Below are 24,021 nucleotides of genomic sequence, written 5' to 3'. Positions count from 1 at the left end.
AGATTCCGGAGCCTGAACTCAGGTCGCATCCGCATGACTGACCATGCCCTTGATCACCACCGCCATGGTTGCCACCGCCGCCGGAATCACCAGCGCCGTCAGCACCTGTTCAAAGTTCCAGCCCAGGCCCAGCAATGTTGCACCCATCCAGGCCCCGAGAATCGCGCCGAAACGGCCAATCCCGAGCATCCACGACACCCCGGTCGCTCGCCCTTGCGTCGGATAAAACCGCGCGGCCAGCGACGGCATCGCCGATTGCGCACCGTTGACGCACATCCCGGCCACCAGCACCAATGTCGCCAAAATCGTGATATTGCCCAGGCTCTGCCCTACCGCGTAGGCAAACACCCCGGCCAGCAGGTAGAAAATGCCGATGACCTTGTGCGGATTGAACCGGTCCATCGCCCAGCCCACGCCCACTGCGCTCAACACCCCGCCAAACTGGAACAGCGCACCAATGAACGCCGCTTGTTCCATGCTCGCGCCACTGTCACGCATCAGTGTCGGCAACCAACTGGTCAGCAGGTAAACAATCACCAGCCCCATGAAGTAGGTCAGCCACAACAGCAAGGTGCCGGTGCTATAGGTGCCAGAGAAGATCACCGCGAACACGTTGCGCGCCTTCACGGTTTTCTGCTCCGGTACGCTGAAGCTCGACGCCTGAGCGACGACGGTCGGATCGATCGGTGCGAGAGCCTTGCGCACTTTGTCGGTGCCACGGTTGCGCACGACCAGGTAACGCGCCGATTCGGGCAGCCAGAACAGCAAGACGACGGTCAGGATCAACGGCAGAATCCCGCCGATCAGTAGCAGACTGTGCCAGCCGAAGGCCGGAATCAGCTTGGCCGAGATAAACCCGCCACCGGCCATGCCGAGGTTGAAGCCGCAGAACATGCTGGTCACCAGCAGGGATTTTTTGCGCTCCGGGGTGTATTCCGACAACAGCGTGGTGGCGTTCGGCATCCCGGCGCCAAGGCCCAGGCCGGTGAGGAAGCGCAGCACCAGCAGTTGGTCGACGTTGGTGCTGTACGCCGAGGCCAGGCTGAAAGCCCCGAACAACAATACCGCGCCGACCAGTACGACTTTTCGCCCAAAGCGGTCAGCCAAGGGACCGGAGCCCAGTGCGCCGAAGACCATGCCGATCAGCGCGGCACTCATTACCGGGCCGAGACTGGCGCGATCAATGCCCCAGTCCTGGGACAGGGCCGGCGCGATGAAGCCCATGGCCGCGGTATCGAGGCCATCAAGGAAGACAATCAGGAAACACAGGATCACCACTCGCCACTGGTAGCGCGAGATGGGTTGAGCATTGATGAAGGACTGCACGTCGAGGCAGTTTCCTACAGCAGACTGAGGCTGGTTCATTATTTTTATTCCACGCAAGAACGCAGTCGGACAGGTGCCAGCTCAGGGCTGGCGCTGCCGCGACAGTAATGATCCCGGGGAAACAGCGTCAATTCGATAAACGCGAGTCTGTGCGTTTATCGAACAGCTTAGGCAAACAACTGGGCGCTGAGGTCACGGCTGGCACTTAACAAACCGGGCAAGAAACGCTGCTCCAGCTCGTTGCGGCTGACTCGTCCGGCGTGGGTACTGACGTTGAGCGCGGCCACCACCTGGCCCGAAGCGTCGTACACCGGAACGGCAATCGAACGCAGGCCCTGCTCCAGTTCCTGATCGACGATGCACCAGCCTTGTTGCCGCACTTCCTGCAGACATTCGAGCAACGCCTCGGGTGTGTGCAAGGTTCGGCTGGTCTTGGCCTGGAACTCCGCATGGTCGAGGTATTCGCGCAGCGAGGTGTCGTCCAGTGCCGCAAGAAGGATCCGGCCCATCGACGTGCAATAGGCTGGCAACCGCCCGCCCACCGACAGGTCGACGGAAATCAGGCGTTGGGTGGTCGCCGAGCGGGCGATGTACAAAATGTCGTCGCCCTCCAGCGTGGCCATGTTGCAGGCCTCGTGAAGTTGCTCACTCATACGGTCCAGATACGGCTGGGCGGACACCGCCAAAGGCGTTGAGGACAAATAGGCATGGCCCAGCGTCAGCACTTTGGGCAGCAGCGAATAGGTGCGACCGTCGGTGGTGGCGTAGCCGAGTTTGATCAGGGTGTGCAGGCAACGTCGCACAGCGGCGCGGGGAATTTCCGTGCGGTGGCTGATCTGGGCAATGGTCAGGTGCCGTTTGCGCTCCTGGAACGCTTGAACCACCGCCAATCCCCGAGCCAGGGACGTCATGAAATCCGGATCGCCGGTCAGGGCCTGGATTCGCTTGGCGGGCGACGCCACGATCGGCGGCGCCACTGAAGCGAAGGAATTGCGCATTTGATCGTTCATATCAGGTCCTTTTCCCACACGGATCAGCGGCTATTACAAGCGGCTTCGGGTCCGGCACACAAGCCACAGGCCGCAAGATTGGGCGATTATCGAACCATCGACCGATAATCGCAATCGACCTCACAGGCGATGGCTACCTGCGCGCGCTGATTTGCGCAGCGCCCGCAACATGCTTTTATTCTTTACTGATTAAGGGCTGATGTAGTGGGATTAACTTGTTCGACTTTATGGCGTCAGAAAGACATCGTTGCACTGTGACATCACCCACACCCTAGTTACCTCTGAAAGTTGTGAGTAACAAAACAATCACACAGGTAGAACTACTTTTAACTCTCAAGCGATAGTGTTCTTCGGATCGACCGCTATAATGCACCTCAGTGGCGAAGCGGTTTTTACGTGCCGATTCCGCTACCCGGCAGCCCGGTTTTCTATCGTCGCTGCCTGCAGCAAGCGCTTGACGCTCATTTCATATGCTCCGCCAACGCGCTCGCTGAAACAGGTAACTGATGCTACGTCAGCTGTTTTTCTCTGGTGCCGTGGCCGCCTGCAACATGGAAGTATTTTTCGCACGCCGTAGAAACGATGCCTTTATCGGGTATTGGCCTTTCGACGGGTGTGGTCAATAGGTTCCATGCAGCGCGTTTCACCAGAATTTATCTCAACTCATACAGGTAGCACTGTGACGAAAGACGAACTGCGCGCGGAACTTGAGCGCCAGGAACAACGTTACAAGGAAGTTTACGGCGGGGAAGTCACCACCTACGCCGCTCAGCCCGAACCCGAGCGCAAACCCTGGCGTAAACGCGCCACCGTTCAGGATCAGGCATTCACCCAGGAATTACAGAAGATGGAAAAGGAACTCAAAGCCGAAGAACCCTGAATACCTCGGCCTGAATCCTTCAAGGGTCTGCATCGGCACCCGTTAAAAGCGGGGTGTTCTGATGATGCCTTTCGCGCCCGCTACAAGCGGGCAGCGGTCACCTCACCCTACGGATGAGGCAAATGGCACTTGCCTGACCCTCTTCTCAGATATTTCACACAAGTGTTCAAGCCTCTCGGTCTCACGAGAGAAACCCTTGTGGCTGCGGCCTTTTCATCTGAATTCATGACTTGCAAAACCCGGTAAAAACCTCGGCGATAGGCCATCGTCACAAATTAATTCGTTGAAGAATGTTACCGATGAGCACCTAGTGCATCGATTTGCAGTCTTTTCTGGCATAATCGCGCCCCCTTATGACCGGGTCAGAAAACCTTCATGATCGATTTATTCAGCGGACTTGATGCTTGGGTGCTTGTGAGCCTCTTGCTCGCCCTGGCCTTTGTCCTCGCCTTCGAGTTCATCAACGGCTTTCATGACACCGCTAACGCGGTGGCCACCGTTATCTACACCAAAGCCATGCCGCCTCATCTGGCGGTGTTCTTTTCCGGTGTGTTCAACTTTCTCGGCGTACTGCTGGGCGGTGTCGGCGTGGCGTATGCCATCGTCCACCTGCTGCCGGTAGAACTGCTGATCAATGTGAACACCGGTCACGGGCTGGCCATGGTGTTCTCACTGCTCGCCGCCGCCATCACCTGGAACCTGGGCACCTGGTACTTCGGTATCCCGGCCTCCAGCTCCCACACGCTGATCGGTTCGATCCTCGGTGTCGGCCTGGCCAACGCGTTGATCAACGACATTGCGTTGGCCGATGGCGTGAACTGGCAGAAAGCGATCGACATCGGGGCGTCCCTGGTGTTCTCGCCGATGGCGGGTTTCCTGGTCGCAGCGCTGATATTGATCGGTCTTAAATGGTGGCGTCCTCTGTCGAAGATGCACAAGACACCGGAACAGCGCCGCAAGATCGACGACAAGAAACACCCGCCGTTCTGGAATCGCCTGGTGCTGGTGATTTCGGCCATGGCCGTGAGCTTCGTGCACGGTTCCAACGATGGCCAGAAAGGTATCGGCCTGATCATGCTGGTGCTGATCGGTATCGTGCCGGCGCAGTTCGTTCTCGACCTGGGCAGCACGACCTACCAGATCGAACGGACCCGCGATGCGACGTTGCACCTGAGCCAGTTCTACAAGCGTAACGCCGACACCTTGGGCGAGTACCTGGCCCTGGGCAAAAGCGTGGAAGGCGATCTGCCGGAGAAATTCCGTTGCAACCCGCAACAGACCGAACCGACCATCACCGCCCTCCTCGACACCCTTAAAGGTGTAGCGGATTACCACTCGCTGTCGCCGGAAAGCCGCATCGAAGTGCGTCGTTATCTGCTCTGCCTGGATGACACGGCGAAGAAAGTCGGCAAGCTGCCTGGCCTCGCTGCCCGTGAAAAGGCTGACCTGGACAAACTGCGCAAAGACCTGACCACCACCACCGAATACGCCCCGTTCTGGGTGATTCTGGCGGTCGCCCTGGCCCTGGGCCTGGGGACCATGGTCGGCTGGAAACGCGTGGTGCTGACCATCGGCGAGAAGATCGGCAAGCAGGGCATGACATACTCCCAAGGCATGTCGGCACAGATCACCACCGCGAGCCTGATCGGCATGGCCAACATCTTCAGCCTGCCGGTCTCCACCACCCACGTCCTGTCCTCGGGTGTGGCGGGCACCATGGTCGCCAATAAAAGCGGCCTGCAAGGCGGCACCGTGAGAACCATCCTGCTGGCCTGGGTCCTGACCCTGCCCGCGACAGTGGCCTTGTCGGCCGGCCTGTTCTGGCTGGCATCGAAGGCACTGGGCAGCTGATACATGGCTGCGACAAAGAGGCGCGTTCCGTAAGGTTCGCGCCTTTTTTATGGCCTGCAGTTCGGCATTGCCGGGTCTGTTGAAAGAGGTGGTTGGCCGTGAGGACGCCTTCGCGGGCAAGCCTCGCTCCTACAAGGGGTTCGGTGTACCCGCTTCGCTCCTCACCACTCATTAGGCCGAGCGTTAGCTCGCCTGCTCTTGATCTGCCCGCCCCTTCGGGAGGCTGAGTGGAGGCGTTCATCTGGGGGGGGCGCGTAGCGCCGTGCGGCGAAGCCGCACACATCGAGAGGAGGTCGAAGCGAAGCCGACCGGAGGCGATGCCCCCAGATGAATGCCGGAGCGAAGGAACGCCGAGCCTAGGCGAGGGGCAGGACGTTCGGGGCGAGCCTTTTTTTGCTTACTTTTTTTGGCATTTGAAAAAAAAGTGAGTCGCCGTAAGGGCGAAACCATAAGCGGCCATTACCGCAGGAATGGATATGTACACCACGCAGAGACAGGTCGGCTATCAGGCCGCCTTCGCAAGCAGGCTCACTCCCACAGCCCCCCATTACCAAATCGCAGGCGAAAAAAAGGGCAACCGAAGTTGCCCAAAATGCCTTGCGTGCTCATTACATCCAGAAAGAACTACGGCTTACGCTTATGCGAATCCTTCCAGATAAAAAATCCGAACCCTGCGAAAAACAGAACCATGAGGCCGACTGTCAGCACCCCGGCGATCACCACGTTGTCGAAAAACATGACGGCTCTCCTGCACTTGCCCTGTTGCGATAGGGCTAAGTTAACCAATCAGGCAGAAGAGAAAATTGACCAGGATCAATGTCGCCCAAGACAGGGCGTAAAGGAGGGGAAATAACTGACCTGCATCAACGGATGCAGGGTGTTTCAGCGCTTTTTCGGCTTGTTCTTCGGTTTCTTCTTGGCTTTACCCAACGGCATCGCCTGCTCAAACGCCTGACGCACTTCATTCAGACGCTTTTCATTAAGGTCATGAACCCGCTTGGCGCGTTCGGAATTGAGATCAATCAGCTTGTCGTCTTGGCTCATGGTGCTCAGTACATCGTATGGCAGGGTTGTCACAATAATGCGGTCTCACGGCAGCGCTGACCAGCCACAACCTCAAATCTGGATATCGACCCACAACCCCTGGCGCGGCTGATCTTCCATCAACGGCGCCACCGGCACGGTATTGTCGGCATTGAGCTCGTTACCGGGAATCGCCAGATGCTCTTCCGGATCTTCATCAGCCTCACGACGACGCCGTTCCCGCTCCTGCTTGCGCCGCTGTTCCTCGCGCAGCTGAAAAGCCGCTTCTTCGGGATCTCGCTGTTGCAGGTCGATGGTGTTTTCGTTGGAGCTTTCCTGCACCGGCACGACAGGCGGAATATCCGGGCGCTGGCGGATCGGGTCCTGCTGTGACGTGATCGGCACGGCACTCAAAGGGAGCATCGGTGGCAGCATAATTATTAGTCTCCTGTCAGCAGGCTGTCGGCTGCGGGGATGGCGACTTGAGCCATCGGTCGCAAACTGTGACCGGTTTGGCACCAATTGGTGCCCCGACCTGCAAGCATCGCGTCGCTGGACTAACGTAAGAGTGCGAGTTTTTATGAGAGTCCTTTGGCCCTGAAGCCCTCATTCCGTTAAGATAGCCCGCTTTTTCAAGGTGGGAGTCAGGCAGCATGGCGCAGCAGTATCAACCGGGGCAACGCTGGATCAGTGACAGCGAAGCCGAGCTGGGTTTAGGCACCGTTCTGGCACAGGACGGCCGCTTGTTGACCGTGCTCTATCCGGCCACTGGCGAGACTCGCCAGTACGCGCTACGGAATGCGCCCCTCACCCGCGTGCGGTTTTCGCCGGGCGACTCCATCACTCACTTCGAAGGCTGGAAGCTGACCGTCCAGGAAGTCGACGACGTCGATGGCCTGCTGGTCTACCACGGCCTCAACGCGCAGAACGAAGTGGTTACCCTGCCGGAAACCCAACTGTCGAACTTCATTCAGTTCCGCCTGGCCAGTGACCGTTTGTTCGCCGGGCAGATCGACCCGCTGGCCTGGTTCTCCCTGCGCTACAACACCCTGGAACACACCAGCCGCCAATTGCAGTCCGCGCTTTGGGGCCTCGGTGGCGTACGCGCGCAACCGATCGCGCACCAGTTGCACATCGCCCGTGAAGTCGCCGACCGCATTGCGCCGCGGGTTCTACTGGCCGATGAAGTGGGCCTGGGCAAAACCATCGAAGCCGGCCTGGTGATCCATCGCCAACTGCTCTCGGGCCGCGCCAACCGCGTGCTGATCCTGGTGCCGGAGAATCTGCAGCACCAGTGGCTGGTCGAGATGCGCCGCCGCTTTAACCTGCAAGTCGCGCTGTTCGACGAAGAACGCTTCATCGAAAGCGATGCCGCCAACCCATTTGAAGACACCCAGCTCGCGCTGGTTGCACTCGAGTGGCTGGTGGACGACGAAAAGGCCCAGGACGCGCTGTTCGCCGCCGGTTGGGACCTGCTGGTGGTCGACGAAGCGCACCACCTGGTGTGGCACGAAGACAAGGCCAGCCCTGAATACACCTTGGTCGAGCAACTGGCCGAAGTCATTCCCGGCGTCCTGTTGCTGACCGCGACCCCGGAACAACTGGGTCAGGACAGCCACTTTGCGCGCCTGCGCCTGCTTGACCCGAACCGTTTCCATGACCTGCACGCCTTCCGCGCCGAGAGCGAAAACTATCGCCCGGTGGCCGAAGCCGTTCAGGAGCTGCTGGACAAGGGGCGCCTGTCGCCGGAAGCGCACAAGACCATTCACGGTTTCCTCGGCAACGAAGGCGAAGCACTGCTGACCGCCGTCAATGATGGCGACATCGAAGCCAGCGCCCGCCTGGTCCGCGAACTGCTGGACCGCCACGGCACCGGCCGCGTGCTGTTTCGCAACACCCGCGCCGCCGTGCAGGGTTTCCCGGAGCGCAAACTGCATCCGTACCCGCTGCCGTGCCCGGACGAATACCTCGAATTGCCGCTGGGCGATCACGCCGAGCTGTACCCGGAAGTCAGCTTCCAGGCCCAGCCGGACGCCAACGAAGAAGAACGCTGGTGGAAATTCGACCCGCGCGTCGAGTGGCTGATCGATCAGCTGAAGATGCTCAAGCGCACCAAAGTGCTGGTGATCTGCGCCCACGCTGAAACCGCCATGGACCTGGAAGACGCCCTGCGTGTGCGCTCCGGTATTCCGGCCACGGTCTTCCACGAAGGCATGAACATCCTTGAGCGTGACCGCGCCGCGGCCTACTTCGCCGACGAAGAATTTGGCGCACAGGTGCTGATCTGCTCGGAAATCGGCAGTGAAGGTCGTAACTTCCAGTTCTCGCACCACCTGGTGCTGTTCGATCTGCCATCCCACCCGGACTTGCTCGAACAGCGTATCGGTCGTCTGGACCGGATCGGCCAGAAGCACATCATCGAACTGCACGTGCCGTATCTGGAAACCAGCCCTCAAGAACGGCTGTTCCAGTGGTACCACGAGGCGCTGAACGCGTTCCTCAACACCTGCCCGACCGGCAACGCCTTGCAGCATCAGTTCGGCCCGCGCCTGCTGCCACTGCTGGAAAACGCCGACGATGGCGAGTGGCAAGCCCTGATCGACGAAGCCCGCGCCGAGCGTGAGCGCCTGGAAGCCGAGTTGCACACCGGCCGTGACCGCTTGCTGGAACTCAACTCCGGCGGCGCTGGCGAAGGTGATGCGCTGGTCGAGGACATTCTCGAACAAGACGATCAGTTCGCCCTGCCGATCTACATGGAAACCTTGTTCGACGCATTCGGCATCGACAGCGAAGACCATTCGGAAAACGCCCTGATCCTCAAGCCGAGCGAAAAAATGCTCGACGCCAGTTTCCCGCTGGGCGACGACGAAGGCGTGACCATCACTTACGACCGTAACCAGGCGCTGTCTCGCGAAGACATGCAGTTCATCACCTGGGAACACCCGATGGTGCAAGGCGGCATGGACCTGGTCTTGTCCGGTTCAATGGGCAACACCGCCGTGGCGCTGATCAAGAACAAGGCGCTGAAACCGGGCACCGTGTTGCTGGAACTGCTCTACGTCAGCGAAGTGGTTGCGCCGCGCTCGCTGCAACTGGGCCGTTACCTGCCGCCGGCCGCCCTGCGCTGCCTGCTCGATGCCAATGGCAACGACCTGTCGGCACGGGTGTCGTTCGAAACCCTGAACGATCAACTGGAAAGCGTGCCCCGCGCCAGTGCCAACAAGTTCATCCAGGCTCAGCGCGATCAACTGACGCCACGGATCAACGCCGGCGAAGAGAAGATCTTCCCGCGTCACGCCGAACGGGTTGCCGAAGCGCAACGTCGTCTGGCGGCCGATACCGACGAAGAGCTGGCACGTTTGACCGCACTGCAAGCGGTCAACCCGACCGTGCGCGACAGCGAACTGGTTGCCCTGCGCAAACAACGCGAGCAGGGTCTGGCGATGCTGGATAAAGCCGCGTTGCGGCTGGAAGCGATTCGGGTGTTGGTGGCGGGTTAAACCGCCCCGCTCCACCGCTGAAAACAAGAAGGCCCGCAGTGATGCGGGCCTTTTTTTATTGCCTGAAATTTGAGGCAGTGATGCTGATGGCCGCATCGCTAGCAGGAGCAGACTAGCGCCCACAGGGGATTTGTTAACGCTGTAGATCCAATGTGGGGGCCAGCCTGCTGGCGATAGCGATTATGCAGTCGCCACTGCAACATCAGATTCACCCACAGCGACCAACCCTTCCTTCATCCGCTTCGAATCCCGAACAAAACACCGCGAAGCCAAAAACAGAAACACCATGGTGAAAAACAGCGCCACCGGGATCAAGTACATCGCGTCATGCAAGCCGACCGCCTTGAACGCCTCGGTCATTTGCTCGGTGCCTGCCGCGGCCATCGCCGTGTGCGCGAAGTGGTCGGACAAACCACCCACCACCACCGGTCCCAAACCACCGCCCAGCAAGTACAACCCGGCGAAGAACAGCGCCATCGCCGTGGCCCGCAAGCGCGGTTCGACCACGTCCTGAATCGCCGTGTAAACGCAGGTATAGAAGTTGTAAGCAAACAGCCAACCCACGCTGAACACCGCCACGAACACCCCGATCTCGATCCGCCCGGCATGCAGCGCCCACGCGGTACACACCGTCGAGATGATCAGGCTGAACGCCGCAAACAGCAGGCGCCCATTGGCCACTCGCTGGTGAATCTTGTCGGCGACCCAGCCACCGAGCGTCAATCCGAACAAACCGGTCACGCCGACGATCACGCCGGTCGCCACCGCCGCTTCCTGCAACGGCATCAGGAAGTAACGCTGCAACATCGGCACCAGAAACGAGTTGCAGGCATAAGTAGCGAAGTTGAAGCACAACCCGGCCAAGACCAGCCAAAGAAAGGTCGGCACCGCCAGAATTCGCCGGATCGGCTTGTCGACTTTCTCTTGCGAGACCTGCACGGTTTCTGCCGCGCCACGCTTCGGCTCTTTGATGAAGAACATGAAGATCGCGAGGATCAGCCCTGGCACCGCCGCGATGAAGAACGGTGCACGCCAGCTGTCGAACGCTTTGACCATTGCGCCAATGGTGAAGAACGCCAGCAGCAGGCCCAGTGGCAGACCGAGCATGAAAATGCCCATGGCCCGCGCGCGACGATGCGCCGGGAACAGGTCGCCGATCAGCGAGTTGGCGGCCGGCGCGTAACTGGCTTCGCCGACGCCGACGCCCATGCGCACGATCAGGAACGCCCAGAAATTGCCCACCAGCCCATTGACCGCCGTCAGACCGCTCCACGCCGCCAGGCCCCAGCCCATCAGCTTGCTGCGCGAACCGGTATCGGCCATGCGCCCCAGGGGCAAGCCGGCAATGGCGTAGACGATGGTGAATGCAGTACCGATGATCCCCAGCTGAAAGTCGCTGAGGTGCCATTCCATGCGGATGGGTTCGATGATGATGGCCGGGATGGTGCGATCGAAGAAGTTGAACAGATTGGCCAGGAACAGCAGGAACAGAATGCGCCAGGCATTCGCCACTTGGGTCGAGTTCTGCATGGGGTCCGTCTCTTTTATTGTTATTGGGGTTTCGCTGTCCCCGGAACCTCCAATCTAGACAGGCCCGCCGGAGCTGTCTGTAATTATTCGTAATGCTGATATCAACCCATGGAGCCAAATCCAAACCTGTGGGAGCGAGATGCTAGCGAAGAGGCCGGCACATTCAATACAGAGGGTGACTGATCCGCCGCTTTCGCGAGCAGGCTCGCTCCCACAAGGGATTCTGCAAGGCAAGTATTTCTCGCCATTGGTCACATGAAAAAATACTTTTTCGCCCCCTTCCCAAGTTCAAAGCGAAGCCTAGAATAGCGGCCTTCCCTGCCCCACCAATCCCCTATCCCTCTTTGATTATCGCCCATGTCCGAAGCCAGTCCGTGTCTGAATTGCGGTGCCTGCTGTTCTCATTTTCGCGTGTCTTTTTTCTGGGGTGAATGCACCTCGGCCGGGGGAACGGTGCCTGACGAGCTAGTCGCACCCATCAGCCCCAGCCGGGTGGCCATGCTGGGCACGGACTGCAAACCCACTCGCTGCGTCGGGCTGGTCGGCGAAGTCGGCAGCACCGTGCAATGCTCGATTTACGACCAACGTTCCAGCACCTGTCGGGAGTTCGACGCCTCCTGGGCCAACGGCGAGGCAAATGTGGATTGCGATGCGGCACGGGCAGCGTTCGGATTGCCGGCCCTGCAACCGGAATTCGAGTTCCCTTATGAGCAGATCGCCTGAATATCAGCGCCTGTAATTACAAAATGTTCGAATGCAATGTGCCACTACCGTTTGCACTCTTTGTGTGACCTCTATACTCCAAGACATTCGCCAGGGTTCATGGTGTCGGCTGGATAAATACGAGGCGTCCGATGGAGTGGCCAGCTTTATATTTCACGACTCAACTGCCTGAGACTGGCCAGGTCATCCTCAATTGCACCCATAACCCCTTTCTGGTGTTGCTGGCCTATGTGGTCGCCTGTGCGACCGGCTTCGCCACACTGGACATCACCGAGCGGATCGGCCACGCCGAGAAAGCGGCGTCCCAACGTCTGTGGCGCTGGGTTGGTACCGGGTGTCTGGCGGGCGGTATCTGGGCCATGCACTTTGTCAGCATGCTGGCCTTCCAGGCCCCGATCGAAATCCATTATCAGTTACCCGTCACCCTGATCTCGTTGCTGTTTGCACTGACAGCTTCGTGGCTGGCGATGCATACCCTCAGCCATCCTCATCTGACTTTCTGGAAAACACTGCGGGCCGCGGTATGGATCGGCCTGGGTATCGCGACCATGCATTACGTGGGTATGGCCGCGATGCGCTCCTACGCGACGGCCTATTACAACCCTGCCCTGTTCGCGCTCTCTATCGTGATCGCAATTGGCGCCAGCCTGGCGGCCCTGTTGATTTCCCGTCACCTGTGCGAGGGCAGCGGCGTGGTTCATCAACTGCTCAAATACACCGCCAGCCTGGTGCTCGGTGCCGGCATCGTCAGCATGCATTTCACTGGCATGGCGGCGCTCAACCTGGTGCTTCCCATCGATAGCCCCCAGCCATTGCCCGACGACAACACCCACCTGCAACTGGGGCTGACGGTGGCGGTAATGACCTTGCTGATCATCGGCAGCAGCATCAGCGCGGCATTGGCCGACAAGAAGCTGCAACACAAGGAATCCGACCTGAAGCGGGTCAACATCCTGCTCAGCCAACTGGATCAGGCGCGCTTGTCGCTGCAACAGGTGGCGCACTACGACGCGCTGACCAACCTGATCAACCGCCGCGGCTTCAATCAGATTTTTGCCGAAAAACTGCTCGAAAAGACCAACGAAGGCGGGATGCTTGCAGTGATGTTCCTAGACATCGACCACTTCAAGCGGATCAACGACAGCCTGGGCCATGACGCCGGCGATGAATTGCTCAAGGTCCTGGCCAGCCATATCAAGGATTCGGTACGCAGCCATGACGATGTGGTGGCGCGCTTTGGCGGGGACGAGTTCTGCATCCTCATCGGGCTGCATGAGCTTGAAGAAGCCCGGAGCATGGCCCAACGCATCATGCTGAAGATGAAAGAGCCCATCGAGCTGTCCGGCCGCAGCATGGTCATGACCACCAGCATCGGCATCAGCGTTTTTCCGCAAGATGGAACGACCTGCGAGGAGCTGCTGAAAAACGCCGACCTGGCGCTTTACCAGTCCAAGGGCAGCGGGCGCAACGGGCTGCATTTTTTCAGTCCACACATGAAAAACCGTGCCACGCTGGAGCTGCAACTCGAAGAAGAACTGCGGTACGCCCTGCGCAACGACGCCGGTCTGATCCTTTATTACCAACCGATCTACGACCTGAAAAGCGGCCAGGTCACCAAACTCGAAGCGCTGATTCGCTGGCAACACCCGGTTCACGGGTTGCTGGCACCGGATCGGTTCATTGCCATTGCCGAGGCCAACGGCCTGATCAACGAACTGGATAACTGGGTATTGCACAAGGCCTGTGAGGATCTTGGAGTGCTGTCTCGCCAGGGGCGCGAAGAACTCAAGATCGCCGTGAACTGCTCGCCGCTGAACCTCGCCCGCGAAGAGTTGGCCGATGAAATCGAAAACGCCCTGCGCATCGCCGGAGTGTCACCACAACGGCTGGAACTCGAAGTCACCGAAAACGCGCTGATGGGCAATCTCGCCAACACCCTGGCGTTGTTGAAGCAGATCCGTTCTCTCGGCGTCTCGCTCTCGATCGACGACTTCGGCACGGGCTATTCATCCCTGGCCTACCTCAAGCGCCTGCCGCTGAACACACTGAAAATCGACCGCTCGTTCATTCAGGACATCCCCAAGGCCACCCAGGACATGGAAATTGTCCACGCCATTATCATCATGGCCCACACCCTGCATTTACAGGTCGTCAGCGAGGGCGTCGAAACGCCCGAGCAACATGACTTTCTCGAACGCCAGGGCTGCGACCTGGTTCAAGGCCACCTGCTCAGCCGCCCGGTACCGCTGGCCGAGCTGCCTGCGGTGCTGGCCGAAATCAATCAGCGCAAACATTCACGCAGTGTCAGTTCTTTGAGCCTGGCTACGGTACAACTGCACTAACGTCGACGGATCCTTTTCCAAAAAGCCCTGCCCCCCATGCAGGCGCATCAGTTGTGCGGCCAAGCCGCTGATCGGCGTGGCCGAGCCCTGTTCGCGGGAGAATTTCACCGCGGTGTCGAGGTCTTTGAGCAGCGTACGCACGTGCCACTTCACCGGCTCGAAACGACTCTCGGCCATTTGCGGGGCGAGGATCTGCAGCGGTTTTGAATCAGCGAACCCTCCCGCCAGCGCCTCGGAGATCAGGCTGGCGTCAACCCCGGAGCGCTCGGCCAGTGCCACCACTTCAGCAATCACCAGTGCATTGCAGGCAACAATCATCTGATTACAGGCCTTGGTCACCTGCCCGGCGCCGACACCGCCCATGTGAGTCACCCGCTGACCGAGGTTCAACAGCACCGGCCTGACTCGCTCAAGGTCTGCCGCTTCGCCGCCGACCATAATAGCCAGGCTGCCGGCCTCGGCGCCGACGACCCCGCCGGACACCGGCGCGTCCAGCCAACGCATGCCGCATTGGTCGACAAGCGCCGATGCCATGTCCCGCGTCGCCGTCGGTTCCAGACTGGAAAAGTCCACCAGCAACTGACCGCTTTTCGCCCCCTCGGCAATGCCAGCCGGACCGAAAACCACCTCGCGCACCACCGCCGTGTCCGCCAGGCACAGCATCACCACATCAGCGTGCTGACCCAATTCAGCCGCCGTTGCCACTTGCCGGGCGCCGGCCTCGACCAGCGCTGCGCACTTGGCCGGGTTGCGATTCCACACCGTCAGCGGATACCCCGCCGCCAACAGGCGGCGGCACATGGGCAAGCCCATCAGGCCGATTCCGGCAAAACTCAACGAAGGTAGCGTTGACATCATTTAGCCTTCTTTTTGATTAAAGATCGCAGAATATTGGCCGATTCATCATGACTAAGGAAAGGATTCCCCCGAGCGACGCTCAGGCTTAGTCCCTGACGCTTGGGCAAAATACGCGCTAAAAAAGTCGCGAGTTCCTATTCCGTGAAGGTTCGACGACACCGTGTCGCCGAGCTAACCAGCCCAGGTACATGGCGCCCAATGACCTCTAAAAATAATCCGGCCACTACGGTTTCCGACCTGACACTGAGCCCCGCGGCGAACAGCCCCTCATCGTCGAAGCCATTGATCCCGTCACGTCCTCTGGCCAGTCAGCAATACCTGTATTTCACCGAAACCAACACCGACCGCATCCTCGATAACCTCGATGGCCTGCGCGACATGGTGTTCCCGCGCCCACCGCACCTAGAAGGCGACAACGAACAGCACAGCGATCAGGAATTCCCGTCGGTGTGCCTGATCGGCCTGGGACGTTGCGGTTCCAACATCGCGCTCGACGTCGCTGAGCTGGTGTACAACGCCCGCAAGTTCTACCTCAACGAATTCAACAACGAAGACCGCCTGTCGCCGGACAAACGTTACGCCGAAAAGGGTTACAGCCCGGCGCAGTGGATTCGCAACAACCTGCGCCTGGGGCCGAACAAGGCCACCAAACCGGTGTTCCTGGTCGAGCCGCTGGTGATGCTCGGCGACCTGGACAAAGACATCGCCGGTCGCATCCGTTTCTCGCGCAAGGGCGAAAAGAGTGGCTTCCTGCGCGACTACAGCAAAATGAAGATCATGGACTTGTCGGAAGTCCACGCCGGTGGCGCCGGTAACGCGCCGATCCTCGGTCAGTACCTGGCCAAGATCATCCTGAACAAGGACACCCAGCGTTTCTCCAGCCCGGACTGGAAAATGATTCACTCGTACCTGATCGACAGCTGCGGGATCAAGGCCAACCAGTCGCGCCTGTATTTCTCGATCTTCAGTGCCGGCGGCGGTACCGGTTCGGGCATGGCCTCGGAATTCGGCCTGGCCCAGCAACACTCGTACATGAACAAGACGTTCGACACCAAGCCGATGGATGAGCACGACGGCAAGAGCGGTCACTCCTTCGTCTTCGAGCCGATCTTCACCAGCGGCATCTGCGTGCTGCCGAACATTTCCGATCACCGCAGCGAAATGTCCGAGGCGCTGCACATCAACGCCGGTCGCCTGCTGTGCAAATACCTGTCGGAAGAGTGGGACTTCTCCTATAACTTCGCCAACGAAGACAGTAGCGAGGCCAGCGTCATGGGCCGGATCCGCCCATGGAACGCCATGATGCTGATCTCCAACGACATCATGCGGTATGCCGAAGAAAGCGATGACGGCAACATTCAGAACATCGACGTCAACGCGATGGAAAAGCACGCCAACCAATACATCTCGCAGCAGATTTTCAACATTCTGACGGCGCAGGCGGTCACGACTGACTACGACCAGAACTATTTCCGTCGCGCCGGCATCGATATCGGCGAAACCATTCGCCTCGACGCCAACGACCTGTTCATGAGCCTGGCCGGCCCGGTGGCGATTGCCTACGCCGAGTCCGTGGTGCCGGAAACCCCGCCGCCGAGCAGCGACAAGTTCAAGGTGTTCGAGAAAGAGCCACAGCGTCTGAACATCGACGACCTGTTCTTCCGTTCCATCGACCTGCCGCACTTCAACAAAGTGACCCAGGCGATCGAAGGCATCAGCCTGTTGCCGATCGAGTCCAAGCGCTATCGGGCCTCGCTGGAGCAGTACAAGAATTCCGGTTACGACGCGGCCGCGTTGCACGACCTGCACTTCTTCAAGAACTGCTCGTCGGTGGTGTCGATTGTCTCGCTGCCGAAAGACTACAAGCTGTCCTACATGGACTTGAACCGGTTGAAGACCCACCTCAACAGCCTGTTCCCCAACACTACGCTCAAGCGTTATGCCCTGGTGATCGGCGCTTCGGCCAACTTGTCGCTGACCACCCTGATCGCCAAGAGCCCGTGTCTGTCGGACGATTTCCTGACGCTGATCGTGGCCTTCATCAAGCGCTGCTTCGCGAAGAACCCGTACCGCTTCGACGACACCCTGGATAACTCGATCCTCGACTTCATCATCAATGAAGACTTCGACGAAGACCTGATCGACGATCTGCTGAACGAGTTCGAGAACCCGGCGAAGATCCTCGACACCAACTGGTACGCGATCAAACCGATGTACGAGAAGAAGTACCGCGAGCTGATCAACGACAAGGACAAATTCGTCTCGATCAACGACATTCGCCTGTCGCGCGACTGCGTGAAGAAGGCGATCAAGTACCTGCGTGAGATCTACCGTCACCGGATTGGCAAGACCAAGGTTATTTCGCTCAATAACCATACCGGTAAAACCTTCTAAAACCGCGTCGCGCCCAATCGCGAGCAGGCTCGCTCCCACAAGGACCGCATTTCTTCTGAAGAAACGCGGTTAACTTGTGGGAGCGAGCCTGCTCGCGATGGCGGCATCGGATTCACCGAAAAATCCAACATCCAGAAACAATTAAGCAGCCCGAAGGCTGCTCAATAAACTGTTCCCGTTACGTTTACGTCACCCTCGCCAAGACCCTTCTGTGGCCTTTCTCTACGGCAACATGCCATCACGCTACTCACCTACACACTTTTGCTCGCCCGCCAGACGCACCAATAAAGTGCGGACAGTCAGCTCGTCGCCCTTTCCTGGATCAGAATCCACGGTGAAACCACCACAGCCCACAGCTGCGGGTCGCGTTCAAAAAGATCCAGCGCCCGCGTTTCAGACAGCTTGGCGACCTTGTCGGCAGCCAGCCAGGCAGCCACTTTCTCACCTTCATCCGTCGCAACAGCGTGGGCAGCAGCGATCAAATCCAGGCCGGGATCGACCCACAATAGGGCACCCTTGGCAAAGAAGGGCTCCAACTCTTTCCACGTAATAGATGCGGTTTCACCAAGCAGCTTGGCATAGAGGGTGCTAGGTTCTTCATTCATGGGCACTGTCCGGAAAAGAAATCGACGCGAATGATAACGTCGGTGGTCTGGCAGAAAAACCCGGATGCAATTGAGTCACCGAAAGAAAAGAGCAGGAAAGCCAGGGAATGCTGCTGAATCAAGCAATTAGCCAGCTAACATCCCGCCGCTATTCTGTCTTTTTCTTTCAATTAAGCGACACCCTCAGGTTTTGCCCCCCGGCGCCAGCTTCCCAGGCTAACAATTGGCGCTCTACACTGTACCGGTACAGTTGTCGGGGGCATTTTCCGGAGGATATCGAAGATATCTGACCCGGTTCTGCTGCTACGGCGCCAGGACTATAAAAACTACAACAGTAAGAGTGGAGCACTATGACTAAGGCTACTAAGCAGATTTCCAAACTGTTTGCCGCTATGGTTCTGGCCGGGGTTGCCAGCCATTCGTTCGCAGCTGACACCATCAAGATCGGCATCGCCGGCCCTAAAACCGGCCCTGTAGCCCAATACGGCGACATGCAGTTCAGTGGCGCCAAAATGGCCATCGAACAGATCAACGCCAAAGGCGGCGTAGACGGCAAGAAACTCGAAGCCGTTGAATACGATGACGCCTGTGATCCAAAACAAGCGGTAGCGGTCGCGAACAAAGTCGTCAACGACGGCGTCAAGTTCGTGGTCGGTCACCTGTGCTCCAGCTCCACCCAACCGGCTTCGGACATTTACGAAGACGAAGGCGTGATCATGATCACCCCGGCTGCCACCAGCCCGGACATCACCGCCCGTGGTTACAAAATGGTGTTCCGCACCATCGGTCTGGACAGCGCCCAAGGCCCTGCCGCCGGTAACTACATCGCCGACTTCGTAAAACCGAAGATCGTTGCTGTCCTGCACGACAAACAGCAATACGGTGAAGGCATCGCCACCGCCGTTAAGCAAACCCTCGAGAAAAAAGGCACCAAGGTTGCCGTGTTCGAAGGCATCAACGCCGGCGACAAGGACTTCTCGTCGATCATCCAGAAACTCAAGCAAGCCAACGTCGACTTCGTTTACTACGGTGGCTACCACCCTGAGCTGGGTCTGATCCTGCGCCAGGCAGATGAAAAAGGCCTGAAAGCCAAGTTCATGGGTCCGGAAGGCGTGGGTAACGACTCGATCTCGCAGATCGCTCAGAAAGCTTCGGAAGGTCTGCTGGTGACGCTGCCGAAATCCTTCGACCAGGATCCGGCCAACATCGCCCTGGCTGATGCGTTCAAAGCGAAGAAAGAAGACCCGAGCGGTCCGTTCGTGTTCCCGTCCTACTCGGCTGTGGAAGTGATTGCCGAAGGCATCAAGGCCGCCAAGTCCGAAGACACTGCCAAAGTGGCTGCTGCCATCCACGCAGGCACCTTCAAGACGCCTACCGGCGACCTGAGCTTCGACGACAAGGGCGACCTGAAAGACTTCAAATTTGTGGTTTACGAGTGGCACTTCGGCAAACCAAAAACTGAAGCCAAGCCTCAGTAAGGCGTTGCCTGACTGACTGCCAATAAAGCCCACGGCGTGCCGTGGGCTTTGTTTTACGAATGTATTGGGCCGCGCTGGCGTGATCCGCCAGTCTCCCCACCTGAAAATCTCAAAACCGTCATCAGCGGTTCGCTGGCAAACCTCGAACTCGAAGTGGATGCAGATCCACGGGGCTCGAGCGGGAAAATGACTCCACCAGTGAAATGCGTATCAGGTTTTTAGGAGCGCTGTAATGCCTGACATCTATCACTTCCTCCAACAGCTGGTTAATGGCCTGACCATTGGCAGTACGTATGCTCTGATCGCCATCGGCTATACGATGGTTTACGGCATCATTGGAATGATCAACTTCGCCCACGGCGAGGTGTACATGATCGGCTCCTACGTGGCGTTCATCGCCATCGCCGGGTTGGCCATGCTGGGACTCGACAGCGTTCCGCTGTTGATTACCGCTGCTTTCATCGCGACCATCGTCGTGACCAGTGCCTACGGTTACAGCATCGAACGCGTCGCCTACCGCCCTTTGCGCGGCAGCAACCGTCTGATCCCGCTGATTTCCGCCATCGGCATGTCGATCTTCCTGCAGAACACGGTTCTGCTGGCGCAAGACTCCAAGGACAAATCCATAGCCAACCTGATCCCCGGCAGCTTCACCTTCGGGCCAGGTGGCGCACATGAAGTGCTGATTTCCTACATGCAAATCGTGGTATTCGTGGTGACCTTCGTCGCCATGCTCGGCTTGACAATGTTCATCTCCCGCTCTCGTCTCGGACGTGCCTGCCGCGCCTGCGCCGAAGACATCAAGATGGCCAACTTGCTGGGCATCAATACCAACAACATCATCGCCCTGACCTTCGTCATCGGTGCCGCATTGGCGGCCATCGCGGCCGTCTTGTTGAGCATGCAATACGGTGTGATCAACCCGAACGCCGGGTTCCTCGTTGGACTCAAGGCGTTCACCGCAGCGGTACTGGGCGGTATCGGCAGCATCCCGGGAGCCATGCTCGGCGGGCTGGTATTAGGGGTGGCGGAAGCCTTTGGTGCCGATATCTTCGGCGACCAGTACAAGGACGTCGTGGCTTTCGGCTTGTTGGTTCTGGTTCTGTTGTTCCGGCCGACCGGCATCCTTGGCCGTCCGGAGGTTGAAAAAGTATGACTAGGAATCTTAAACAGGCACTGTTCAGTGCTTTGCTGGTGTGGGCCGTGGCCTACCCGGTACTCGGTCTGAAACTGACCATCGTCGGCATCCACCTCGAAGTGCACGGCACCAGCAGCGCCACACTGATCACTATCGCGGTGTGCTCGGTGCTGATGTTCCTGCGGGTGCTGTTCGATCAACAGATCAGCTCGGCCTGGCGCTCGTCGCCAAACATGCCGCTGATTCCGGCCAAGGCCAGTAACTTCCTGACCCTGCCGACCACCCAACGCTGGATCATCATTGCGCTGATCGCCGCTGCCCTGGTCTGGCCGTTCTTCGGCTCTCGTGGTGCGGTGGATATCGCCACGCTGGTGCTGATCTACGTGATGCTCGGCCTCGGCCTGAACATCGTGGTCGGCCTGGCCGGCCTGCTCGACCTGGGTTACGTCGGCTTCTATGCCGTCGGGGCGTACAGCTATGCATTGCTGTCGCACTATCTGGGTCTGGGCTTCTGGATCTGTCTGCCGATCGCCGGCCTGATGGCGGCCACTTTCGGTTTCCTGCTCGGCTTCCCGGTACTGCGTCTGCGCGGCGACTACCTGGCGATCGTGACCCTGGGCTTTGGTGAAATCATCCGTCTGTTCCTGCGTAACCTCACCGATATCACTGGTGGCCCGAACGGCATCAGCAACATCGAGAAGCCGACGTTCTTCGGGCTCACCTTCGAGCGCAAAGCGGCAGAGGGCATGCAGACGTTCCACGAGTACTTCGGCCTGGCCTATAACTCGATCAACAAGGTGATTTTCCTGTACCTGGTTGCACTGTTGCTGGCCCTGGCTGCGCTGTTCGTGATCAACCGTTTGCTGCGCATGCCGATCGGCCGTGCGTGGGAAGCGTTGCGTGAAGACGAGATCGCCTGCCGTGCGCTGGGTCTGAATCCTACGGTCATCAAGCTTTCCGCCTTCACCCTGGGCGCCGCCTTCGCAGGTTTCGCCGGCAGTTTCTTCGCTGCCCGTCAGGGCCTGGTGACACCGGAGTCGTTCACCTTCATCGAGTCGGCGATCATCCTCGCCATCGTCGTATTGGGTGGCATGGGCTCGCAGTTGGGTGTGATCCTCGCGGCCGTGGTGATGATCCTGCTGCCGGAAATGATGCGTGAGTTCAGTGAGTACCGCATGTTGATGTTCGGCGCCTTGATGGTGCTGATGATGATCTGGCGTCCTCAAGGCCTGCTGCCCATGCAACGTCCTCACATGGAGCTGCGCAAATGAGCCGCGAGATCCTTAAAGTCGAAAATCTGAGCATGCGCTTCGGCGGCTTGCTGGCGGTCAACGGCGTGGCCCTGACCGTGAAGGAAAAACAGGTGGTTGCACTGATCGGCCCTAACGGCGCCGGCAAAACCACGGTGTTCAACTGCCTGACCGGTTTCTACAAGCCGAGTGGCGGCAGCATCCTGCTGGACGGCGAGCCTATCGAAGGCCTGCCGGGCCACAAGATCGCCCTCAAAGGCGTGGTGCGCACCTTCCAGAACGTGCGGTTGTTCAAGGACATGACCGCGGTCGAGAACCTCTTGATCGCGCAACACCGTCACCTGAACACCAACTTCCTGTCTGGTCTGTTCAAGACCCCGGCATTCCGCAAAAGCGAACGCGAGGCCATGGAGTTTGCCGAGTTCTGGCTGGACAAGGTCAACCTCACGCAGTTCGCCAACCGCCCGGCCGGCACCCTGGCCTACGGTCAGCAACGCCGTCTGGAAATCGCTCGCTGCATGATGACCCGCCCGCGGATCCTCATGCTCGACGAACCGGCCGCCGGCCTGAACCCGAAGGAAACCGAGGACCTCAAGGCGCTGATCAGCATGCTGCGTGAAGAGCATAACGTCACCGTGCTGCTGATCGAACACGACATGAAACTGGTCATGAGCATTTCCGACCACATCGTCGTGATCAACCAGGGCACGCCTCTGGCCGACGGCACGCCGGAACAGATCCGCGACAATCCTGAAGTGATCAAAGCCTACCTGGGGGAAGCGTAAATGCTGCAATTTGAAAACGTTTCCACCTTCTACGGCAAGATCCAGGCGCTGCACAGCGTCAACGTCGAAGTCCGCCAGGGCGAGATCGTGACCCTGATCGGCGCCAACGGTGCCGGAAAGTCGACCTTGCTGATGACCCTCTGCGGTTCGCCGCAAGCCCACAGCGGCAGCATCCGCTACATGGGTGAAGAGCTCGTCGGCCAGGACTCGTCGCAGATCATGCGTAAAAGCATTGCCGTCGTGCCGGAAGGTCGTCGAGTGTTCGCCCGCCTGACCGTGGAAGAGAACCTGTCCATGGGCGGATTCTTTACCAGCAAGGGCGATTATCAGGAACAGATGGACAAGGTTCTCGGACTTTTCCCACGCCTGAAAGAACGCTTTGCCCAACGCGGCGGCACCATGTCCGGCGGCGAACAGCAAATGCTCGCCATCGGCCGTGCGCTGATGAGCAAACCCAAACTGCTGCTGCTCGACGAGCCATCGTTGGGCCTGGCACCGATCATCATCCAGCAGATCTTCGACATCATCGAACAGCTGCGCAAGGATGGCGTGACGGTGTTTCTGGTAGAGCAGAACGCCAACCAGGCGCTGAAAATTGCCGACCGTGCCTACGTTCTGGAGAACGGCCGGGTGGTGATGACCGGCACGGGGGAAGCACTGCTGACTGATCCGAAAGTGCGCGAAGCGTATCTCGGCGGCTAAGCAATTGCGGTAAACAAAAAACGGCCTTCGGGCCGTTTTTTTGTGCCCGCCATAAACCTTCACGGCAATAAAGCCCCCCTGTGGGAGCGAACCTGCTCGCGATAGCGGAGTGTCAGTCAACAAAACCGTTGAATGCGAAACAGCTGTCGCGAGCAGGCTCACTCCCACAAGGGCTCGGTGGTGTTTTGAGGTTTTTTAAAAAGTTTTGCACTGGGCTGTAACGCATCGCGATGACCTCTCTCTAGAGGGGTAAGCCAGCAGACATGCGGCTTACCAAAACTCAAACAACGGAGAAACATCATGACTGCTACCACCCGCACCCTGTCCGCCACCGCCCTCGTCCTGGCCCTTGGTTCTGCGCTGAGCATGGCCGCTGTCTCCACCGTCCAGGCCGCCGACAACAGCAACATGGAAAAATGCTTCGGCGTGGCCATGAAAGGTCATAACGATTGCGCCGCAGGTGCAGGCACCACCTGCGCCGGTACTGCCAAGATGGACCACCAGGCAAACGCCTGGAAACTCGTTCCGAAAGGCACGTGCGCCACCACCGAAAGCAAAACCTCGCCGACCGGTTTCGGTCAGATGGAAGCCTTCAAAGCCAAAGCCTGATCCGCCTCCCAGCCTGA

Annotated in this window: 20 protein-coding genes; 12 read left to right on the top strand and 8 right to left on the bottom strand. The window is 58.9% G+C overall.

The features are described from left to right. Positions 1-18: 18 nt before the first annotated feature. Together RHP74_RS06695 and pcaR are read right to left on the bottom strand one after the other, a co-directional pair. Positions 19-1,365, bottom strand: coding sequence for an MFS transporter (locus RHP74_RS06695; protein ID WP_010462550.1), 1,347 nt, complete (start codon positions 1,363-1,365; stop codon positions 19-21). 128 nt (positions 1,366-1,493) lie between these two features. Beyond that, positions 1,494-2,336, bottom strand: a complete 843-nt coding sequence (gene pcaR / locus RHP74_RS06690) for a pca regulon transcriptional regulator PcaR (RefSeq protein WP_010462552.1) — start codon at positions 2,334-2,336, stop codon at positions 1,494-1,496. A 679-nt stretch (positions 2,337-3,015) separates the two neighbouring features. Between pcaR and RHP74_RS06685 the strand changes: the two genes are divergently transcribed. Together RHP74_RS06685 and RHP74_RS06680 are read left to right on the top strand one after the other, a co-directional pair. Next, positions 3,016-3,216: a hypothetical protein gene (locus RHP74_RS06685; protein WP_007935837.1), complete on the top strand. Its 201-nt coding sequence runs from the start codon at positions 3,016-3,018 to the stop codon at positions 3,214-3,216. A 375-nt stretch (positions 3,217-3,591) separates the two neighbouring features. After that, positions 3,592-5,067 carry an inorganic phosphate transporter gene (locus RHP74_RS06680; RefSeq protein WP_010462556.1) on the top strand — a complete coding sequence of 492 codons (1,476 nt, stop codon included), beginning with the start codon at positions 3,592-3,594 and terminating at the stop codon, positions 5,065-5,067. Positions 5,068-5,691: 624 nt separating this feature from the next. Here the strand turns inward: RHP74_RS06680 and ccoM are convergent. From ccoM to RHP74_RS06665, 3 genes are all read right to left on the bottom strand, one after another. Continuing rightward, positions 5,692-5,805 (bottom strand): cytochrome c oxidase subunit CcoM, encoded by a 114-nt coding sequence (gene ccoM, locus RHP74_RS06675; RefSeq protein ID WP_010462558.1) that lies wholly within the window; start codon positions 5,803-5,805, stop codon positions 5,692-5,694. A 144-nt stretch (positions 5,806-5,949) separates the two neighbouring features. After that, complete coding sequence (locus RHP74_RS06670; protein ID WP_007935839.1) at positions 5,950-6,111, bottom strand: hypothetical protein; 162 nt, start codon at positions 6,109-6,111, stop codon at positions 5,950-5,952. Between the two features lie 72 nt (positions 6,112-6,183). Then, on the bottom strand, positions 6,184-6,525 hold the full coding sequence (locus RHP74_RS06665) for a hypothetical protein (protein ID WP_010462560.1): 342 nt from the start codon (positions 6,523-6,525) through the stop codon (positions 6,184-6,186). Between the two features lie 218 nt (positions 6,526-6,743). On the opposite strand from RHP74_RS06665, the gene rapA reads away from it, so the two are divergent. Then, positions 6,744-9,590 carry an RNA polymerase-associated protein RapA gene (rapA, locus tag RHP74_RS06660; RefSeq protein WP_010462562.1) on the top strand — a complete coding sequence of 949 codons (2,847 nt, stop codon included), beginning with the start codon at positions 6,744-6,746 and terminating at the stop codon, positions 9,588-9,590. Between the two features lie 180 nt (positions 9,591-9,770). Here rapA and RHP74_RS06655 read toward each other — a convergent pair whose 3' ends face one another. Further along, on the bottom strand, positions 9,771-11,120 hold the full coding sequence (locus RHP74_RS06655; protein WP_311098463.1) for an MFS transporter: 1,350 nt from the start codon (positions 11,118-11,120) through the stop codon (positions 9,771-9,773). A 357-nt stretch (positions 11,121-11,477) separates the two neighbouring features. Here RHP74_RS06655 and RHP74_RS06650 point away from each other — a divergent pair, with 357 nt between their 5' ends. Both RHP74_RS06650 and RHP74_RS06645 read left to right on the top strand, forming a co-directional pair. Next, a complete protein-coding gene (locus RHP74_RS06650) occupies positions 11,478-11,843 on the top strand; it encodes a YkgJ family cysteine cluster protein (RefSeq protein ID WP_042932325.1) in 366 nt (121 codons plus the stop codon). A gap of 131 nt (positions 11,844-11,974) precedes the next feature. Continuing rightward, a complete protein-coding gene (locus RHP74_RS06645; RefSeq protein WP_145307484.1) occupies positions 11,975-14,185 on the top strand; it encodes a bifunctional diguanylate cyclase/phosphodiesterase in 2,211 nt (736 codons plus the stop codon). Here RHP74_RS06645 and RHP74_RS06640 read toward each other — a convergent pair. Further along, a complete protein-coding gene (locus RHP74_RS06640) occupies positions 14,138-15,043 on the bottom strand; it encodes an NAD(P)-dependent oxidoreductase (protein ID WP_311098459.1) in 906 nt (301 codons plus the stop codon). The two genes, RHP74_RS06645 and RHP74_RS06640, sit on opposite strands and share 48 nt — an antisense overlap. A gap of 198 nt (positions 15,044-15,241) precedes the next feature. Between RHP74_RS06640 and RHP74_RS06635 the strand changes: the two genes are divergently transcribed. Beyond that, positions 15,242-17,437, top strand: a complete 2,196-nt coding sequence (locus RHP74_RS06635; RefSeq protein ID WP_077749561.1) for a hypothetical protein — start codon at positions 15,242-15,244, stop codon at positions 17,435-17,437. Positions 17,438-17,736: 299 nt separating this feature from the next. Here the strand turns inward: RHP74_RS06635 and RHP74_RS06630 are convergent, their stop codons facing one another. Further along, on the bottom strand, positions 17,737-18,042 hold the full coding sequence (locus tag RHP74_RS06630; protein WP_311098457.1) for a DUF2288 domain-containing protein: 306 nt from the start codon (positions 18,040-18,042) through the stop codon (positions 17,737-17,739). 350 nt (positions 18,043-18,392) lie between these two features. On the opposite strand from RHP74_RS06630, the gene RHP74_RS06625 reads away from it, so the two are divergent. The 6 genes from RHP74_RS06625 (at position 18,393) to RHP74_RS06600 (ending at position 24,004) form a co-directional block, all read left to right on the top strand. Continuing rightward, on the top strand, positions 18,393-19,520 hold the full coding sequence (locus tag RHP74_RS06625) for a branched-chain amino acid ABC transporter substrate-binding protein (RefSeq protein ID WP_145307488.1): 1,128 nt from the start codon (positions 18,393-18,395) through the stop codon (positions 19,518-19,520). A 232-nt stretch (positions 19,521-19,752) separates the two neighbouring features. Continuing rightward, positions 19,753-20,676, top strand: coding sequence for a high-affinity branched-chain amino acid ABC transporter permease LivH (livH, locus tag RHP74_RS06620; RefSeq protein WP_010462578.1), 924 nt, complete (start codon positions 19,753-19,755; stop codon positions 20,674-20,676). Further along, positions 20,673-21,929, top strand: coding sequence for a high-affinity branched-chain amino acid ABC transporter permease LivM (locus tag RHP74_RS06615; RefSeq protein ID WP_145307490.1), 1,257 nt, complete (start codon positions 20,673-20,675; stop codon positions 21,927-21,929). Before livH ends, RHP74_RS06615 begins: the two co-directional genes overlap by 4 nt. Beyond that, on the top strand, positions 21,926-22,693 hold the full coding sequence (livG, locus tag RHP74_RS06610; protein WP_010462581.1) for a high-affinity branched-chain amino acid ABC transporter ATP-binding protein LivG: 768 nt from the start codon (positions 21,926-21,928) through the stop codon (positions 22,691-22,693). The genes RHP74_RS06615 and livG overlap by 4 nt, the downstream gene beginning before the upstream one ends. Continuing rightward, positions 22,694-23,395, top strand: coding sequence for an ABC transporter ATP-binding protein (locus RHP74_RS06605; protein ID WP_010462583.1), 702 nt, complete (start codon positions 22,694-22,696; stop codon positions 23,393-23,395). A 300-nt stretch (positions 23,396-23,695) separates the two neighbouring features. Beyond that, positions 23,696-24,004, top strand: coding sequence for a DUF2282 domain-containing protein (locus RHP74_RS06600; RefSeq protein ID WP_010462585.1), 309 nt, complete (start codon positions 23,696-23,698; stop codon positions 24,002-24,004). The last annotated feature ends 17 nt before the right edge of the window (positions 24,005-24,021 follow it).

This window comes from Pseudomonas sp. SG20052 (assembly GCF_031766055.1).
GTDB classification, from domain to species: domain Bacteria; phylum Pseudomonadota; class Gammaproteobacteria; order Pseudomonadales; family Pseudomonadaceae; genus Aquipseudomonas; species Aquipseudomonas mandelii.
Note: the sequence above shows the minus strand (reverse complement) of the source record. Positions and strands in the feature narration are given on the sequence as shown.